This window comes from Rhizobium leguminosarum, assembly GCF_002953715.1.
Lineage (GTDB): Bacteria > Pseudomonadota > Alphaproteobacteria > Rhizobiales > Rhizobiaceae > Rhizobium > Rhizobium leguminosarum_V.
Window position 1 is genome coordinate 697,391 of record NZ_CP025013.1, and the last position, 17,534, is coordinate 714,924.

Genomic DNA, 17,534 nt, shown 5'->3' on the forward strand with positions numbered 1-17,534 from the left:
TTTTGGCTCCACTGCGGTTCCCTCCGCTCCAACAAAATCGGCACCTCCGCGCGCCGGCTCCGCCGGTCGCTGACGCGAACCTTGACTCGCCCCGATCCTCATGACCGCCGGCGTCATCTTTCACGTCAACAAGGAGATGACGATGACGAACGAAAACGCCTTCAACATCGAATGCACCATCGAGGAACTGCGCCTTGAAGCCAGAGAAGCACCGACCGCCGAGGAGCGGCGCCTCATCGAGGCTGAGCTGGAAGCCGCGCGCGCCGAACTTGCAAAACAGACTGGAGAGGGGTTGCCGTAAGGCGGCTCTTTCTCACTGTACACCGAGGCAGCCAGGCCGGATCGACCGGCCCGTCCGCCTGTGAGGGTTCCCCTCGACATCCCTGCCGGCTGACGCCAGAAACGGTCGCAACCCCTTTGGGGTCGCGGGTCTCTTCTCTCTCTGACGTCCAATATTACTCCAGCAAATCCGGCGTCAAGGACGGCGCGGTCTCCCCCAATTTTGCCGCAAGCGACAAAATCGGTTCCCCCGCTCGCAAGCCGCGGTCCGCGGTCCTTGACCCCTCTGTGCCAGGGAGTGGCCGATCTCCGTCATCAAGAAGGAGATTACATTATGACAACCGATCAGAACCTCATGCTCTACGCCAAGCTTGCCGGTTTTCGGCTCGTCGTCGTCGCAAACCGCTTCGGTTGCGACAGCGGTTTCTCGCAAGAACTTCACGACCGCCTGGTTTTGGGGCTCGATGCGGCAATCGCGCGGATCCAGGTAATGATGGCATTGGAACGACGTGTTCTCACCGGAGAGGATGAATTCGCCGAATATCAGATGCAGGGCGAGAACGAGATTTTTGGGCGCTTCACCATCAATTTGCTTAACGAGCTAGAAATTGATTTCGACACACATGAATACCGCATCAACGACGGCGGCGACTGGATCAACGCTTTGACGGCGGATGCGGGTGGGGTCGAGGTCCGGTTTCCGACATTGGTTGGGTTGACCGACGAAGAATTCGGTTCACTGGCATCGATTATTAAGGATATCACGCTGGCAACTGGCATCCCCGTTCATGCAGTGCGCGCCATTTGATCCTCGTGGTAAAGGCGCTTCAGATGCTGAGAGGCGGCGGACGACGGCCGCCTCTATTTGGCGATGGCCTCAGTCGTTTTGAGCTGAGCGGCAACGGCGGGACGCCGCAATTCCCTTCCAGGCGAGGCGCAACACCTCAAACCAGCAAATTTGCAGCATTGTTGGAAATGCTGTATATTGCAACAAATACAGCAATAAGGAAACCCATATGTCTAAGTCAAGCGGTTCCTATTCAACCAGCGACCTCTCCCGTAAGTCTGGCGACATCATCGCCGAGGCCCTGCGCCATCCAGTGACCATCACCCAGCGGAATAAACCCCGTCTGGTCATCCTCAATATCGAAGACTACCAGCGGCTGATGAAGCAGTCGGACCGGCGCGCCGTCGGGACCATCGAAACGATGCCCGATGAACTGTTTGCCGAGTTCGAAAACGCCGTCGAGGCCTACGCCGGCGAGGACGAGGCAGGCCACTGATGAACTACGAGCTGATCCAGACCGCAAGCGTCATACGCTATCCCTATCTATGGGCGAGAGAGGCTGGGCGTGGAGAGACGGAAGGACGCAAGGAGCGGCCGGTGGCCGTCGGCATGAGAATGCCGCGGCCGGACGGGGATCTGGTTCTCTTCTTTCCCATCACCACCAAGCAGCCGGAGGCGTCGCGGTTTGCTGAGGAAGTGCCGGCCATCGAAAAGCGCCGCGCCGGCCTCGATGCCGATCGCAGGCTTTGGATTATCTTCGATGAGTTCAATACCGACATCGTCGGAAATTCATTCTATCTTGAGCCTGAGCCGCCAACCGGCCGCCTCAGCAAAGCCTTCTTCCTGCCGCTGCTGCGCGAATTCATCCGTCGCCGCAAGTCGGCCGCGGAGGTCAGCCGATTCCGCTGAGCAGGCCCTGAGAACTCGAATTAGCGTTTGCGCACGAACTCGGTGCGTAGAACGAGGCCCTTGATTCCATCATGGCGGCAATCGATCTCCTCGGGATTATCAGTGAGGCGGATCGACCTAATGACGGTGCCCTGTTTCAGCGTCTGGCCGGCTCCCTTGACCTTCAAATCCTTGATGACGGTGACCGAGTCACCATCGGCAAGAACATTGCCGCTTGCGTCTCGAACGACCGCCTCACCGCCACTGGCGGATGCTGCCATCTCCGAAGCCGGACGCCATTCGCCAGTCACTTCGTCATAGATGTATTCGTCATTTTCAGCGGCCATGCTCGTCTCGGTTCCTCAGAAGTCCTTGGCGCCTTCCGTGCGGGAGCGGCGTACAAAGGCGCTTATCGCAGACGTCCGCCCAACGCAACTCGGGCGGCGCTGCTGAACGTGTGAGCTCGTCAAGTCCGCACGAAGCGATTGGCCTTTGCTTGCGCATCCATCTCCTTCCGCCGGAAATAGATCGCCCGGCCGCAACGGATCGGGCTATGGCCCTGGACGATGATGATCTGTTCGTCCTTGCGCATCGACTGGGTGATCTCGTGCGGCATGATCAGCGGCCGGCGCTGAAAATTGACGCTCTCGGATTTGCGCGTGCCGCCGCCTTTCGTGTCCCAGCCGATGTTGCGCGAACGCCCCTGTACTTCAACCGTCATTTCCCCGCATTGGGAAGAAACATTGCGCGCCGTATCGAGCGCCTTGATTGCGGCGTAGGAGGCGAAAGCGCAGCCATCGATCCATGACGTCGCGCCATCCTTGCCGAAGTGCCGCTCCAGCTGCCCGACCGATTGATAGAGCAGCATCATGCTGATGCCGTACTTGCGACCGCGATCGCGCGCCTCTTCCAGCACCCGCATATAGCCGAGCAGGTCGACCTCATCGAGCATGAAGAGCGCTCGGCGGCTGAAGCCGCCATCGGCCTGGACCATGGCGTTGATCAGAGAGCCGATGATCACGCGCCCGATGCCGGGATAGGAGCGCAGGATCGACGCCGGGATATTGAGGAATACGTCCGTCTTGGCCGTCACGATATCGCTCGACCTGAAGGCGTTGCCGCAGACGAGCGCGGCGTAACTATCCAATGAGAGCCATTGCGTATCCTTCGACGCCGTCGAATAGACACCCGAAAAGGTTTGCTCGGTCATGTTGGTGAAGACACCGAGCGTTTCGCGAATAAAGACAGTTTCCGAGTGTTCCTGAATGTCGCGCAGCATGGCGAGCACGGAGGGTTCCGGCTCGGAAACGATCTGGCGCAGGCTGCGCAGGTTCCGCCGGCCGGCATATTCCGGCGACAACATGACATGAGCGAGCAGTCCTGTCAGGAGATTGTGCGCCTGGTTCTGGAAGTATGAGCCTGTCGAGGATTCAAAACGCAGGCTTTCGGACAGAAGCATGTGGGCGATGCCGACGATATCCTCCTCTTTCCGCTTCGAGTGCTCGATGCCGTCGAGGACATTGAAGCCCATGATGGGGTTGGTCGGATCGAGCACCATGACCTCACGCCCGAGAATGCGGGTGCGATGCTCGACCACCATCGGCGCGACCTCGGTGGAAGGATCGAGGCAGATCAAAGGGCCGGTATAACGCAGTGCGGTCGGCAGGACGTTGCTGGTCGTCTTGTATCCACCCGATCCGGCAAAGAAGAGCATATGGGTGGAATCGAAATCTTGGCTGTAGGTGAGCAGTGGCGCCTGGCCGCCCTGTCCCCACGTGCTGCGATCCTTCGGATCGAAGGGCAACTGATGGACGGTTTCCTTGTCGACGCGGTAACGCTCGCCGACGACGATCTCACCGTCGGGTGGGAAGAGCTTTGCCGCCGCCGCCATTGAGAGCCAATCTGCATCGCCAAAGGTTCCGCCCCTTGCCCGTTTGACTGCCTCGGGCACGACGACGGAGATCCGGGCAGCGACTGCCACGCCCATAAAACCCGCCAGGGCGCCGATGACAGCAATGAGATCCAGATAGGAAAGCGCCTGGTTCCATGTGACGACACCGCGCTCCACCGATGGGACGAGGCGGCCATATTCGCGCAACGCATAAAATCCGGCGACGACGAGAAAGCACAAGAGGCTGGCGATGGCGATCGGCCGCCGGCGATGCAGCGGCAACGCCCAGACGGTCAGAAGTCCTGCAAGTGGCCCGAACAGGAGCGCCGGCACGGGTGCCGCTCGCAGGAACCAATATTCGGTCTTGCCGGATAGGCCGTGGGCCAGTGCCGTCCATCGCCATCCGGTGATGTAGACGGTGATCGCTGTCACGGTGATCGGTACGAAGACCAGCAGTAGGCTCGGATGCGATCGACTCTTCAGCGCCATGCGGCGGGCTCCTCGACGCGCGGCGAAGAAGGATCGAGCCAAGGGGCCCTGAACGCCTCTCTGCCGATATAGCGCAACCGCCTATGTTCGGCCGATCCCGCTATCACCCTCGCCAATTCGATGAGGCCACCGAGCAGAAACGCCCGGTCGGCCTTTGATAGGCCAGCCTTCACGACGATGCCGCCGAGCAGGAATTTCTCGCGTGCTTCTTTCTTGCGGTCAGCCGTCATGTGAAACCTCCGACGTCGATCCAACACCACCAACTGCTGGTCGACGCATTTGAGGAGATGGGCCACTAGCCCCTTTCTTTTCCTCTTTGCGAAATCGAGCGGCGATCTCTTCGAAGATCCGCTCGACTTCCTCATCAGCGATCTCCATTTCCGCCAGCCCTGACTTTGTGGCTGCGCGGGCAAACCGCTCGGCCGATTTAACTATCAGGTTTCGTCGACGTTCTCGCAGCTTCTCCATCTGTGCATCGAGATCAGAAATCGATGATTTTACGGCCATTCCTATTTCCTTCCCTATTTGGCGCGGTCATTACGACGATGATTATACTATCTAGAAAACGATAGTAAAATAGACTATTTTGCAAAAACCCAAAACGTCGCAGACGGAACTTCGGCCGATGGCCGCCTTCCAGAAAAGCGGCATCGGCCCTTCGGTCCGATCGGTTTGAGGGCGCAATATACGTCGCTGTCGCGACGTGCTCGGATGATCAGGAGACGGCAGTGGCGATCATGTTCGTCAGAGCGCAGGTGATCAGCAGGGGAGCAGGACGCAGCATCGTCTCGGCCGCCGCCTATCGTCATCGCACCCGGATGATGGACGAACAGGCCGGTACGTCCTTCAGCTACAGGGGCGGGGCCTCCGAACTCGTTCATGAGGAACTGGCCCTGCCGGACCAGATGCCGACCTGGCTGCGGACGGCGATCGACGGCCGTTCCGTTGCCGGCGCCAGCGAGGCGCTCTGGAATGCGGTCGACGCCTTTGAGAAACGGGCAGACGCGCAGCTGGCGCGTGAGCTTATCATCGCGCTGCCGGAGGAACTGACGCGGGCCGAGAACATCGCGCTGGTGCGCGAATTCGTGCGAGACAATCTCACGTCGAATGGAATGGTCGCGGATTGGGTTTATCACGACAGGGACGGCAACCCGCATATCCATCTGATGACCACGCTGAGACCGCTGACGGAGGAGGGGTTCGGGCAGAAGAAGGTAGCGGTGACCGGCGACGATGGCGCTCCGTTGCGGGTCGTTACGCCGGACCGCCCAAAGGGCAGGATCGTCTACAGGCTCTGGGCCGGCGATAAGGAAACCATGAAAGCGTGGAAGATCGCCTGGGCGGAGACGGCCAACCGACATCTGGCGCTTGCCGGCCACGAGATCCGGCTCGACGGTCGCTCCTATGCCGAACAGGGCCTTGATGGCATCGCGCAAACACATCTCGGTCCCGAGAAGGCGGCGTTGGTCCGTAAGGGCAGGGAGCTTCATTTTGCGCCGGCCGATCTTGCCCGGCGCCAGCATATGGCCGACCTACTGCTTGCCGATCCTGCGCTCCTGCTGAAGCAGTTGAGCAATGAACGTTCGACCTTCGATGAGCGCGATATCGCCAAGGCGCTGCATCGGTACGTCGACGATCCCGCCGTCTTCGCCAATATCCGCGCGCGGCTGATGGCGTCGGACGAGCTGGTCATGCTGAAGCCGCAGCAGATCGATGCCGAAACGGGCAAAGCGAGCGAACCCGCTGTCTTCACCACGCGCGCGATCCTTCGCATCGAATATGATATGGCGCATTCGGCGCAGCTTTTGGCGGAGCGCCGCGGATTTGCGGTTTCCGATCGGGTGGTGGCGGCCGCGATCAGAAACGTCGAGGCCCGGGATCCGGAAAAACCCTTCAAGCTAGATCCGGAGCAGGTGGACGCCGTCCGTCATGTCACCGGCGACAATGGCATTGCCGCCGTGGTCGGTCTTGCCGGCGCCGGCAAGTCGACCCTGCTTGCCGCCGCACGCGTAGCGTGGGAAAGCGATGGCCGCCGGGTGATCGGTGCTGCCCTTGCCGGCAAAGCCGCCGAAGGGCTGGAAGACAGTTCTGGCATCAGGTCGCGAACACTCGCCTCCTGGGAACTCGCCTGGGCCAATGGACGCGAGTTGCTCGAACGAGGCAATGTGCTTGTCATCGACGAGGCTGGCATGGTGTCGTCGCAGCAGTTGGCCCGCGTCCTGAAAATTGCCGAGCAAGCGCAGGCGAAGGTCGTGCTGGTTGGCGATGCGATGCAGCTGCAGCCGATCCAGGCGGGTGCGGCGTTCCGGGCGATCACCGAGCGGATCGGTTTTGCCGAACTTGCAGGTGTGCGCCGCCAGCACCAGCAATGGGCGCGCGAGGCGTCACGGCTTTTTGCGCGTGGAGAGGTGGAACAAGGCCTCGATGTCTATGCCCGACATGGCCACCTGGTCGAGGCAGGGACACGAGCGGAAACGATCGATCGGATCGTCGCCGATTGGAGCCAAGCGCGCAAACTGGCAATCGAAACGTCTGTCCGCGAAGGCAATGACGGTCGTCTCCGCGGTGATGAGCTTCTCGTACTCGCCCACACCAATCAGGACGTGAAGCGTCTGAACGAGGCGCTGCGATCGGTGATGACGGGCGAGGGCGCGCTCAGTGAGACCCGCGCCTTCCAGACCGAACGCGGCGCGCGGGAATTTGCCGTCGGTGACCGCATCATCTTCCTGGAGAATGCCCGCTTCCTCGAGCCCCGTGCTCCCCGTCTCGGTCCGCAACATGTGAAGAACGGCATGCTCGGCACGGTCGTTTCCACCGGCGACAAACGTGGCGACACACTGCTGTCGGTCCGTCTCGACAATGGCCGTGATGTCGTCATCAGCGAGGACAGCTATCGCAATGTCGATCACGGCTATGCCGCGACCATCCACAAGTCTCAAGGGGCGACCGTCGAGCGAACCTTTGTGCTCGCCACCGGCATGATGGACCAGCACCTGACCTATGTGTCGATGACCCGGCATCGCGACCGCGCCGATCTCTATGCGGCAAAGGAAGACTTTGAGGCGAAGCCGGAATGGGGACGAAAGCCGCATGTCGATCATGCTGCCGGCGTCACCGGCGCGCTCGTGGAAACCGGAGAAGCCAAGTTCCGGCCGAATGACGAGGATGCGGACGACAGCCCCTATGCCGACGTCGGAACGGATGACGGAACTATCCATCGACTTTGGGGCGTCAGCTTGCCGAAGGCGTTGGAGGATGCCGGTGTCTCCGAGGGCGACACGGTGACCTTGCGCAAGGACGGAGTGGAGCGGGTGACGATCAAGGTTGCGACCGTCGACGAACAAACCGGCCAGAAGCGGTTCGAGGAAAGAGACGTCGAGCGCAACGTCTGGACCGCCAAGCAGATCGAAACCGCCGAAGAACGCCAGGAGCGTATCGAGCAGGAAAGCCATCGGCCTGACCTGTTCAGGCAGTTGGTGGAGCGCCTGTCGCGCTCCGGCGCCAAGACGACGACACTCGATTTTGAAAGCGAGGCGGGTTATCGCGCCCATGCCGACGACTTCGCGCGGCGCCGTGGTCTCGATCATCTCTCTCTTGCCACGGCCGGGGTGGAAGGAAGCCTTTCCCGGCGGTGGGCCGGGATTGCCGAGAGGCGCGAGCAACTGGCGAAGCTTTGGGAGCGGGCGGGCGTTGCGTTCGGCTTCACGATCGAGCGGGAACGGCAGGTCGCCTATAGCGAGGAACGGGCCGAAACGCAAACCGTCTTGGACGCAGACGTTGTTCGTGGACGATATCTGATCCCGCCCGTCACAGTCTTCGCCAGGAGCGTGGAGGAAGACGCGCGACTGGCTCAGCTTGCGTCGCCGGCCTGGAAGGAACGGGAGGCGATCCTGCGGCCGCTGTTGGAGACGATCTATCGTGACCCGGATGCAGCACTTGTCGCCCTGAACGCGCTTTCATCGGATACAAGCATCGAACCGCGCAGGCTTGCCGACGATCTTGCCAAAGCACCGGAGCGGCTCGGCCGCCTGCGCGGTTCCGATCTCATCGTCGACGGCCGTGCGGCACGCGACGAACGAAATGCCGCGATCACCGCCTTGACGGACCTACTGCCGCTCGCCCGCGCCCATGCCACCGAGTTCCGCCGGAATAGCGAACGCTTCGATCTCGGTGAGCAACAGCGCCGCACTCATATGTCATTGCCAATCCCAGCGCTCTCCGAAAAGGCGATTGCACGTCTTACGGAGATCGAGGCGGTGCGCAGGCAAGGAGGGGACGACGCCTACAAGACCGCCTTTGCAATTGCCACCGAAGATCGCTCGCTCGTCCAGGAGGTCAAGGCGGTCAGCGAGGCGCTCACCGCCCGCTTCGGCTGGAGCGCTTTTACCTCGAAGGCCGATGCGGTTGCCGAGCGCAACATGATCGAGCGTATGCCGGAAGACCTCGCGAGCATCAGAGGCGAGAAGTTGACCCGGCTGTTCGAGGCGGTGAAGCGCTTTGCCGACGAGCAGCATCTTGTCGAGCGGCGGGATCGTTCGAAGATCGTCGCGGCGGCGAGTGCCGATCAGGGGATGGAGGCAGACAAGGAGAGTGCCGCCGTGCTGCCCATGCTTGCCGCCGTCACCGAGTTCAAGACCCCTGTCGACGAGGAGGCGCGATCACGTGTGCTCTCAGATCCTCTTTATCGCCAGCAGCGCGCCGCGCTGGCGACGGTGGCAAGCACGATCTGGCGCGATCCAGCCGGCGCCGTCGGCAAGATCGAAAAACTGCTTCAAAAGAGTTTTGCTGGCGAGCGCATCGCGACCGCGGTGACCAACGATCCGGCCGCCTACGGCGCATTGCGCGGTTCCGATCGCCTGATGGACCGGCTGCTGGCTTCCGGCCGGGAACGGAGGGGGGCGGTGCAGGCCGTGCCTGAAGCCGGGGCTCGCCTGCGCGCGCTCGGTTCGGCCTATGTCAATGTGCTCGCTGCCGAACGCCAGGCTGTTGTCGAGGAGCGGCGGCGCATGGCAGTCGCCATTCCCGGCCTGTCGAAGGCTGCGGAAGACGTGCTCATCCGCTTGACCGTTGAGGTGAAGAACAACGGCCGTAAGCTGAGCGCATCTGCCGCTTCTCTTGATCACAGCATTCGCCGGGAGTTCGCCGCAGTCAGCACCGCGCTCGATGAGCGCTTCGGCCGCAATGCCGTCATCCGAGGAGAGAAGGATCTCATCAACCGCATTCCGCCAGCGCAGCGCCGCGCCTTCGAGGCGATGCAGGAGAGGCTGAAAGTTCTGCAGCAGACCGTCCGCATGGAGAGCAGCGAGAAGATCATTTCGGAACGACGCCAACGCACCACCAACCGCAGCATTGATCTCTGAAGTCGATGAAGGAGACAAAGGAGTGGTCATCGCTCAGCGGGAGACCTCTTGCGACGCTACGCGTCCTGTCCTCGATACGGCTTTCTATCGAGCGGCGTGCACGATCGATGCGCAACCGGCTGACCTAAAAGGCCGGCCAGATTCATAGGGGTCGGAATGCTGTCGGACCGAAAATGCGTCCGACATAACGTTCATCGTCTATGACCCGCGCCCTTGTTTTCGGATTTTCACAACTTCCTCTGTCCCCAGATGCTCGAATACCCGGACCCAAAAGCTGAAATCGCCTGAGCGACCGTCGGAGCGTGCGCCTATCGCACACCAGGCCGCCGCTGTTTTCGCATGTCGTCCGTAAAGCGAACGGACAGCAGTACTTATGTCCCCAACATCTGCATCACTCCAAAAATCCGGTGTGGCCGCGGCGCAGCCGGTTGAAAACCTTTCGAACATTTCGCGCATTAAAAAGCCCCGTTACCGTCCGGAAACAGGCCATCAAATTATGCCGGACGTCGATCCCACCGAGTGGGCCACGATCACGTGTCGTCCCTGGCAAACATGCGCTTCTGTGCGAAGTGCTTCTCACGCTCAACATTATGTTGTAACAAAACTGAAACGCAAGTTATAAAAATACCCGCAGTGAGAGCGCTTTCGCGATTCCTTTTCGCGAAAATTTACGAATCAGGCTTGAGGTGCCACCGACAATGAGGCAATCAGGTGAGAGTTTTGTCATATCAAACTCAGATATGATGGGGTCAGCAGCTGGCGGAGCGAGCCGATGAGCGCACTTCTGGCGATCGTATCCCAGGATGCCGACTATTATTTGATGCTGTCATACATATTGAAGGGTGCCGGATACAGAACGGTGCTCGTCGATATTCCAAACGAGGCTGTGGCGACCGCAGAGGAACGCGGCGCTGCAGCCATCATCGTCGACTGCCAGCCGGGTTCACAAATTCTGGCTGATATCGTGTCGGCTCTGAAGGAAAGGGGACTTGCCAGCGACGTCACGCTCATAGCGCTCGTTGCCGAAAGGGCCGCCTATCTCGACATCCTGAAAGCCAACGTGGATGAGAGCTTTACAAGGCCAATGCCGCCGGAGCGGCTCCTGTCCTACCTTCACGGTGCAATAGGCAATTCCTCTGGCGAGGCGACTAGCCGTCTCGTTCCAATATTTGACGATGTGAAGCTGGACGTCAGTAGCCGGCGTGTTCTGGTGCGAGGCACGCCGGTCAATCTGAGCCCGATCGAGTTTCGTCTGTTGAGTGCCCTTATGGGTGACGCGGGGCGCGTTCTCAGCCGTGCGGAACTGATAGCCGTTGCCTGGCCACAGACGGTATTCGTCGAGCCGCGAACAGTCGATGTTCATATCGGCCGCCTCCGGAGTGCATTGAAACGGGTCCTTGGCCGCGATGTGATCCGCACCGTGCCGAAGGAAGGATACGCATTCGACATCTCCTGAAGCATATGAACTTCGTCACGTTCACATCTTCACGGGAACGTCTCAAAAATTTGCTGTCGCCTTTGTTGTATAAACGACGATCACGCGCATAGCGTGAAGTCCGTTGAACATTTGGGAGCACAACATGCAAGAGGCAGCTTCGGGCGCCGGATCCGCGAAAACATCCCATAGAAACACCGCGGGCCTGATCAGCCACGCGAGTCCCCACTTTGCCGCCGCCCATTTCGACGGCTTGATGGCCCTCTATGTCCATCCGTCTGACGGTCGAGCGGTGGAGCTGCCGATTTCGGAGCACCGATCGGAACGCGTCGTCGACTTCGTCCGCTGCTCGTATCTCGGCCTCGACAATCACCCCTCAATCATCGAGGGCGCAATCGAGACGGTTCGGCGCTACGGAACACTGCACTGGTCCTGCGCCCGGACGCGGCTCAATTTTGCAGTCCTCGGAGACCTCGAGGATGCTCTTTCTGATCTCTTCGGCGCGAGGGTTATCACCTACACAACAGTGCTTGCCGCCAATTTAAGCGCGCTTCCGCTGATTGCGTCTGGTGTTCTGACCGGCGGCAAAAAGCCAGTCATGGTATTCGACCGTCTCGCGCATGCAACGCTCGCCTTCAACAAGCCCGTCGTTGCCGAGGAATGCGAGGTGCGCACCATAGGCCACAATGATCTTCAGGCGCTCGAAGAAATTTGCCGCCGGAACGAGACGGTCGCCTATGTTTGCGACGGTGTCTATTCCATGGGCGGCTGTGCCCCGATCGAGGAGTTGCGGGAGCTTCAGAAGCAATACGGCCTCTTCCTTTACATCGATGATGCTCACGGCATATCCATCTTCGGAGAAAGAGGCGAGGGGTTTGCCCGTTCACAAATGCCAGAAGGTCTCGGTGAACGAACGATCATCGCAGCCTCGCTCGGGAAAGGCTTCGGAGCGTCGGGCGGCATGCTGATGCTCGCAACGGCGTTCCAGGAAGAGATCTTCCGGCGCTTTGCTCTCGCGCACGCCTTCTCGGCCTCCATCAATGTTGCCGCGATCGGCGCAGCCCTCGCCTCTCAGTCGCTCCATCGCACACCGGAACTCGGCGTGCGGCAAAGGGCACTCGCAGAACACATCTCTCTTTTCGACGAACTGGTGCCGACCGCACAGGCAGGGTCCCGACTCCCGATCAGAACCGTCGTCGTCGGTGACGAGCTTGCGGCAATCGGCGCTGCCAGACTGGTGCTTGATTCCGGTTACTATACGTCGGCCATCTTTTTCCCGACAGTGGCCAAGGGAAGGGCAGGGCTGCGGATATGCCCGACTGCCGGCCACACGGCTTCCGAAGTGCGCGACGTCGCAACTGCCATCAACCGTGCACTCAAGGGATAAAGATCCGTCTCAACATCTCCGGGCGGCAAGGCCGCCCGGAGATGGATCGTCATCGGATCCAGGCATTCCAACGCTCGAGCATCATCGCGGCATTGTCGTTGATCCATTTGGCGTCAGGGATGACGATGTAATCCCGGACGTCCTCGTCGCTCGGCAGTGCCGCGCGTGCAGCCGGCGACATCAAGTCGATCGCCTTGCGGCTCGGCGGCGTGCAAAGGAGTTCGTCGCACACCCCGGCCTGCGCCTCCGGATGATCAAGCCAGTAGCCGATCAGCTTCAACGCATTTCCGCGGTTCGGCGCATCCTTGATGATCGTCAAGCGATCGCCGACGAGGAACGACGCCTGCTTGGACCAGGCGATCTGGCGTCCTTCCGCCTTCAGTGTATTTGCGCGCGTCAGCCAGATCTGCCCGATGCTGTAGTCGCCGTTGCGAAACCCCTGAACGCTCTGATCACCGGTCTTCCACCAGAGCGATATCGCCGGGCGAATCTCGTCGAGCTTGTTGAGGGCGCGATCGACGTCGAGCGGAAAGAGTTTATCGCGCGGAACACCATCGGCGAGGAGCGCGGCAGCCATGACCCGCCACGGATCGTCGAAATTTGGAAACGAGCGACCACCGGGAAAATTTGTCTGGTTCCACATATCGGCCCAGCTCAACGGATTCCCATCCTTGAAGGCAGTCGGGTCGTAGGCCATCAGCGTTGCGGTCGAAAAAAGCCTTGCCCCGGCACTGACGCAGGCATCCTCGACCAGGTCTGGCCGGCCCCGGAAAGACTTGCAGAACTCAGTGAGATCTTCAGATGTCAGCCGATGCGCTTCAGCGCTCGCCTGGATCTCGCCGTCCGGGTAAAGGTCCCAGGTCACGTTGCCGGTCTTGACCATGGCCGCAGCTTTCGCCCGCATCTCGGCATTCGTTGCCGCGACCGATACAACCTTGATGCCGGTCCTTTCGGTGAACGGCTCGAACCAGAACTTTCGAAGCGCCGCGTCGTAGGCGCCACCGGTGGTCGCAATGACCACCTGCTCTTCGGCTTGCGCCGCACCCGCGCCAGCAAGCATGAGGCAAGCCGCAAACAGCAAAGGCTTGATCTTTTTTCGCTTTTTCATCGGTCGTTCCTCTGTCCGATTGATATGATCACGTTAATCCTCCCCGCGGCCGGTAAGGAGATGAATGGTCCCCATGAGCAGCAGCGATACCGCGACGAGCAGCGTCGAAACCGCCGCTATGACAGGGGTGAGATTGAAATCGATGTCCTCGAACATCTTGCGGCTGATCGTTTTTCCGCCAGTGTCGGAAATGAAGAAGGCGACTGTTGCCTCATCGAACGACGCCAGAAACGCAAAGACCGAAGCCGCAGCCACCGCCGGCGCGATGTTCGGAAGCACAATGCTGAAAAAGGCGCGGCTCCGGCTTGCCCCGCAATTCAGCGCGGCAAGCTCGAGTGACGTGTCGAAGCGCTCGAGTGCTGCCGACACGGTGATAATCACGTAGGGAACAGCAAGTACGGTGTGCGCGATCAGGAAACCGGAGAAATTGCCGGTCAGGCTGAGCGGGGAAAAAACCAGATAAAGGGCAACGCCAAAGACAACATGGGGAACGATCATTGGCCCCAGCGACAATGCCTGCAGAAGAGTCTTTCCCGGCAGATTGCCGCGAACGAGCCCGATGGCGGCCAATGTGCCGATAACCGTCGAAGCGACCGTCGTCGCCAGCGCAATCTGCAGACTGAAGATCGTTGCTGCGCGCCAGTCCGGATCAGATAGAAAGTCGATATACCAGCGAAGCGTCAGGCCCTTCGGCGGGAACTCGATATAGCTGCTGTCGTTCAGCGAAATCGGGATGACGAGCAACGTCGGCAGAACCAGGAAGAACAGGATTGCTCCGATCAGGAAACCCCCAAGGAGCCGCAATCCCGCTTTGCCGTAAGGCCGATGGGTGCTGTTGACGGGAGAGGGGGCGAATGAGGCGGTGACTGCGGGCTCAATTGACACTGTTCATTCCTTTGCTAACGGAAAGCGCCTTGCGGAACACAAGGACAAAGATCAGCGTCGTGGTCAGAAGGACGGTCGCGAGCGCTGCGGCAAATGGCCAGTCAAGCAGAACGGTGGTTTGCTGGCCGATCAGTGTTGCCATCATCAATGCTCCAGGCCCGCCGACGAGTGCCGGCGTGATATAAAAACCGATCGCCAGAATGAAGCACATGACGCATCCGGCAAAGATTCCAGGCAAGCTGAGCGGCAAGGTCACGCGCAGAAACGCGTCAATCGGGCCGGCGCCGAGATTGCGGGCGGCTTGGGCGTACTCGGCAGGAATAGTGCGAAGAACGTTGTAGACCGGCAGGATCATGAAGGGCATGAGAACATGCGTCATCGCAAGGATCACCGCGCCTTCGGTGTAGATAAGTTTCAATGGAGTGCCAATGAGGCCGCTCTCGATCAGCAGACCGTTAACAATGCCGTTTCGCTGCAGCAGCACGATCCAGGCATAGGATCGCACCAGCACTGAGGTCCATAATGGCACGAACACCGCGGCCGATGCGATCATCGCCATCCTGCCTTTGGCACGCGCCATGAGAATGGCAACCGGATATCCGAGCAGCAGGCTCGCCACTGTTACGATTGCACCCGTTTGCAACGTGCGAAGCAGGACTTCAATGTAGAGTGGCTCGGTGACGATCCGCTCGTAATGCTCCAGCGTGAATCCAGGCGCCATTAGGCTCAGAGAGACGAGCCGCCCAATCGGATAGATGAAGCCTCCGGCCAGCAAGAGCATCAACGGCGCAATAAGCAGGAACGTCAGCGCATGCGAATACTGGCGCGCCGAGCCTGAGAAAATCCAGCTTGCTGGATGGGTTGGTGCAAGGGGCAAATTATCGACTGTCATGGTCATTTCATGCCTCCGCAACCGCAAAGAGCCGTAGGCCGTCGCGTTCGGCGATGACATCCACGAGTGCTCCCATTGCAAAGGGAACCCGCTTTCCATCGGCAGGGATCTGGACCTGAATGATCTCTCCGCTTCCGAAATCGGAGCGAACGAGATGAAGGTCGAAGGAGCCTGCAAAGACCGACGTTTCGATCCGGCCGGGGAGGGCGTTCTGTCCCCCTGCGCCACGCGCTGCAAGGCCAAGGCGCTCGGGCCGTAGCGCGAGCCGAACGCGATCACCTATCTTTGCCGAACCCTCGAAACCATGGGCAGCACCGGGCGTATCAATGACCACGTCGTCACCCAGTCTGATCGTCTGGCGGCCAGCGGTCTCGCCCAGGAATTCTCCCGTCAGGAAGTTCATCTTGCCGATGAAATCGGCGACAAAGGCACTCTGCGGATTACAGTAAAGGTCCGCCGGGGTTCCGAGCTGCGCGAGTTGCCCCTTGGCCATAACGGCGATCCGGTCGGACATCGTCAACGCCTCCTCCTGATCGTGCGTCACGTAGATGACGGTTGCACCGAGGCGCCGCTGCAGCTGCTTGATCTCGATCTGCATGGACTCGCGCAGCTTCTTGTCCAGCGCCCCGAGTGGCTCGTCCATCAAGAGAACAGGCGGTTCAAACACGATTGCTCGCGCGACAGCCACCCGCTGCTGCTGGCCGCCGGAGAGTTCATGGGGATAGCGCTTGGCATAGTCCGGGAGTTGGACGAGGTCGAGCGCCCGGCCAACCCGTTCTGCTCTGAGGTCCTTGCGGATGCCGCGCATCCTCAGGGGAAAGCCGATGTTTTCGGCAACGGTCAGATGCGGGAACAAGGCATAACGCTGGAAGACCATCCCGATATTGCGGCGATCGGGCGATACGGCGGTGACATCGCGCCCGTCGATGATGATGCGTCCGGCAGACGGGCTTTCGAAACCGGCGATCATTGTCAGAAGCGTCGTCTTGCCCGATCCGGACGGACCGAGGATCGACAGGAATTCGCCTGCCGGAACATCCAGGGTCACTGCGCCAACGGCAATCTGGCTGCCGTAGACCTTGCCTATGCGATCGATGAAAACTGGCGCACCTATCAAAATGATATCTCCTCATTTGCGTGCTTTGCCACGCATTGAAACCTCCCGGCTCCGCTCGTGCGGCGCCAGGTGCTGTGAGTGTCATGCCGGCAAGACCGGCAGCTGTTCGGGCATGGCCGTCCGGGGCCAAGGCGTTGCTAATATTCACGATACCGTTATGATGTCACATTACGGTATCAGTTTTCGTGTAATTCATTTTTGTTGCAACAAAAATGTGAAGATGTCAACGCGTGGGAGTCAATTTTGAACGAAAATACAACTGGAGAGGAATTGTCGGCGTCGGATTTACAGTCTGGGCGCCTCAGCGACTTCGCCTATTCATCCATCAAGGAGCAGCTCGCGCGGGGTGCTTACAAGCCCGGTCACAAGTTACCGATCCGTTCGGTTGCCGAAATGCTGAACGTTGGTGCCACACCGGCGCGAGAGGCAATCAACCGCCTGGTCTTTGAGGGCGCGCTCGTCATGGTGGGTCCTAAAACCGTCATCGTTCCGCATCTCGATCTTGCGGCACTTTACGAAGTCACGCAGATGCGGCTTGCGCTCGAAGGGTTGGCGACGGAGAAAGGCGCGCTTCGCGCGACCAATGATATAGTGGACAAGCTATTGGCGCTGCAGGAGAAAATCACACTGTCGCTCGACGAAAAGCGCTACGGTGATGCTCTTCACGATAATAAGGAATTCCACTTTACGATCTACCGGTTGTGCGAGATGCCGCACCTCCTTTCGACCATTGAGGCTCTGTGGTTAAGGGTCGGCGCTTCATTCCACGACCTCTATCCAGAGTTTGCGGAAGCAAAATACGGTGTCCACAACCACCTGGCCGCGATTGAGGGGCTGGTGGATAAAGACCCCTCTGCGGTCCGTGCCGCAATGGAAAACGATATTCGAGACGGCTATCGGCGCCTCAAGAAAGCAGCGCAGCAGCGTCTCAAGCGGCAATAACATCGCGGCCGGATTTTTTTGTTGCAACTTCTTCGGGTTCATGATTTTTGTTATAACAAAATTATGAAGGGTTG

At 59.8% G+C, this 17,534-nt stretch carries 16 protein-coding genes; 8 read left to right on the forward strand and 8 right to left on the reverse strand.

Features of this window, described 5'->3' with window-relative positions:
* Positions 1–142 precede the first annotated feature (142 nt).
* The 4 genes from CUJ84_RS38425 to CUJ84_RS27760 all read left to right on the forward strand — a co-directional run bounded on the left by CUJ84_RS38425 (position 143) and on the right by CUJ84_RS27760 (position 1,975).
* Positions 143–301 carry a hypothetical protein gene (locus CUJ84_RS38425; RefSeq protein ID WP_199788837.1) on the forward strand — a complete coding sequence of 53 codons (159 nt, stop codon included), beginning with the start codon at positions 143–145 and terminating at the stop codon, positions 299–301.
* A gap of 312 nt (positions 302–613) precedes the next feature.
* Complete coding sequence (locus tag CUJ84_RS27750; RefSeq protein ID WP_105008839.1) at positions 614–1,087, forward strand: hypothetical protein; 474 nt, start codon at positions 614–616, stop codon at positions 1,085–1,087.
* Between the two features lie 208 nt (positions 1,088–1,295).
* Entirely contained in the window at positions 1,296–1,562 is a 267-nt protein-coding gene (locus CUJ84_RS27755) for a type II toxin-antitoxin system prevent-host-death family antitoxin (RefSeq protein WP_105008840.1), read from the forward strand.
* Entirely contained in the window at positions 1,562–1,975 is a 414-nt protein-coding gene (locus CUJ84_RS27760) for a hypothetical protein (protein WP_105008841.1), read from the forward strand. Before CUJ84_RS27755 ends, CUJ84_RS27760 begins: the two co-directional genes overlap by 1 nt.
* A 20-nt stretch (positions 1,976–1,995) precedes the next feature.
* On the opposite strand, the gene CUJ84_RS27765 is transcribed toward CUJ84_RS27760, so the two are convergent.
* The 4 genes from CUJ84_RS27765 to CUJ84_RS27780 all read right to left on the reverse strand — a co-directional run bounded on the left by CUJ84_RS27765 (position 1,996) and on the right by CUJ84_RS27780 (position 4,841).
* Positions 1,996–2,301 (reverse strand): alkylphosphonate utilization protein, encoded by a 306-nt coding sequence (locus CUJ84_RS27765; protein ID WP_105008842.1) that lies wholly within the window; start codon positions 2,299–2,301, stop codon positions 1,996–1,998.
* Between the two features lie 119 nt (positions 2,302–2,420).
* The gene (gene traG, locus CUJ84_RS27770; RefSeq protein WP_105008843.1) at positions 2,421–4,334 is read right to left on the reverse strand and encodes a Ti-type conjugative transfer system protein TraG; all 1,914 of its coding nucleotides are present in this window, start codon (positions 4,332–4,334) and stop codon (positions 2,421–2,423) included.
* On the reverse strand, positions 4,325–4,564 hold the full coding sequence (locus CUJ84_RS27775; protein ID WP_105008844.1) for a conjugal transfer protein TraD: 240 nt from the start codon (positions 4,562–4,564) through the stop codon (positions 4,325–4,327). Before CUJ84_RS27775 ends, traG begins: the two co-directional genes overlap by 10 nt.
* Positions 4,554–4,841 (reverse strand): TraC family protein, encoded by a 288-nt coding sequence (locus CUJ84_RS27780; RefSeq protein WP_105008845.1) that lies wholly within the window; start codon positions 4,839–4,841, stop codon positions 4,554–4,556. Before CUJ84_RS27780 ends, CUJ84_RS27775 begins: the two co-directional genes overlap by 11 nt.
* 221 nt (positions 4,842–5,062) lie before the next feature.
* On the opposite strand from CUJ84_RS27780, the gene traA reads away from it, so the two are divergent.
* The 3 genes from traA to CUJ84_RS27800 all read left to right on the forward strand — a co-directional run bounded on the left by traA (position 5,063) and on the right by CUJ84_RS27800 (position 12,516).
* Entirely contained in the window at positions 5,063–9,694 is a 4,632-nt protein-coding gene (gene traA, locus CUJ84_RS27785) for a Ti-type conjugative transfer relaxase TraA (RefSeq protein ID WP_105008846.1), read from the forward strand.
* A 772-nt stretch (positions 9,695–10,466) separates the two neighbouring features.
* On the forward strand, positions 10,467–11,150 hold the full coding sequence (locus CUJ84_RS27795) for a winged helix-turn-helix transcriptional regulator (protein ID WP_105008848.1): 684 nt from the start codon (positions 10,467–10,469) through the stop codon (positions 11,148–11,150).
* 124 nt (positions 11,151–11,274) lie between these two features.
* Complete coding sequence (locus CUJ84_RS27800; RefSeq protein ID WP_105008849.1) at positions 11,275–12,516, forward strand: aminotransferase class I/II-fold pyridoxal phosphate-dependent enzyme; 1,242 nt, start codon at positions 11,275–11,277, stop codon at positions 12,514–12,516.
* 49 nt (positions 12,517–12,565) lie between these two features.
* Here the strand turns inward: CUJ84_RS27800 and CUJ84_RS27805 are convergent, their stop codons facing one another.
* The 4 genes from CUJ84_RS27805 to CUJ84_RS27820 all read right to left on the reverse strand — a co-directional run bounded on the left by CUJ84_RS27805 (position 12,566) and on the right by CUJ84_RS27820 (position 16,518).
* On the reverse strand, positions 12,566–13,624 hold the full coding sequence (locus CUJ84_RS27805; protein WP_105008850.1) for an extracellular solute-binding protein: 1,059 nt from the start codon (positions 13,622–13,624) through the stop codon (positions 12,566–12,568).
* A gap of 33 nt (positions 13,625–13,657) precedes the next feature.
* Entirely contained in the window at positions 13,658–14,428 is a 771-nt protein-coding gene (locus tag CUJ84_RS27810; RefSeq protein WP_105008851.1) for an ABC transporter permease, read from the reverse strand.
* Between the two features lie 70 nt (positions 14,429–14,498).
* Positions 14,499–15,407 carry an ABC transporter permease gene (locus CUJ84_RS27815; protein WP_105008852.1) on the reverse strand — a complete coding sequence of 303 codons (909 nt, stop codon included), beginning with the start codon at positions 15,405–15,407 and terminating at the stop codon, positions 14,499–14,501.
* A gap of 1 nt (position 15,408) precedes the next feature.
* Positions 15,409–16,518, reverse strand: a complete 1,110-nt coding sequence (locus tag CUJ84_RS27820) for an ABC transporter ATP-binding protein (RefSeq protein WP_105008853.1) — start codon at positions 16,516–16,518, stop codon at positions 15,409–15,411.
* Positions 16,519–16,761: 243 nt separating this feature from the next.
* On the opposite strand from CUJ84_RS27820, the gene CUJ84_RS27825 reads away from it, so the two are divergent.
* Positions 16,762–17,460: a GntR family transcriptional regulator gene (locus tag CUJ84_RS27825; protein WP_105008854.1), complete on the forward strand. Its 699-nt coding sequence runs from the start codon at positions 16,762–16,764 to the stop codon at positions 17,458–17,460.
* The last annotated feature ends 74 nt before the right edge of the window (positions 17,461–17,534 follow it).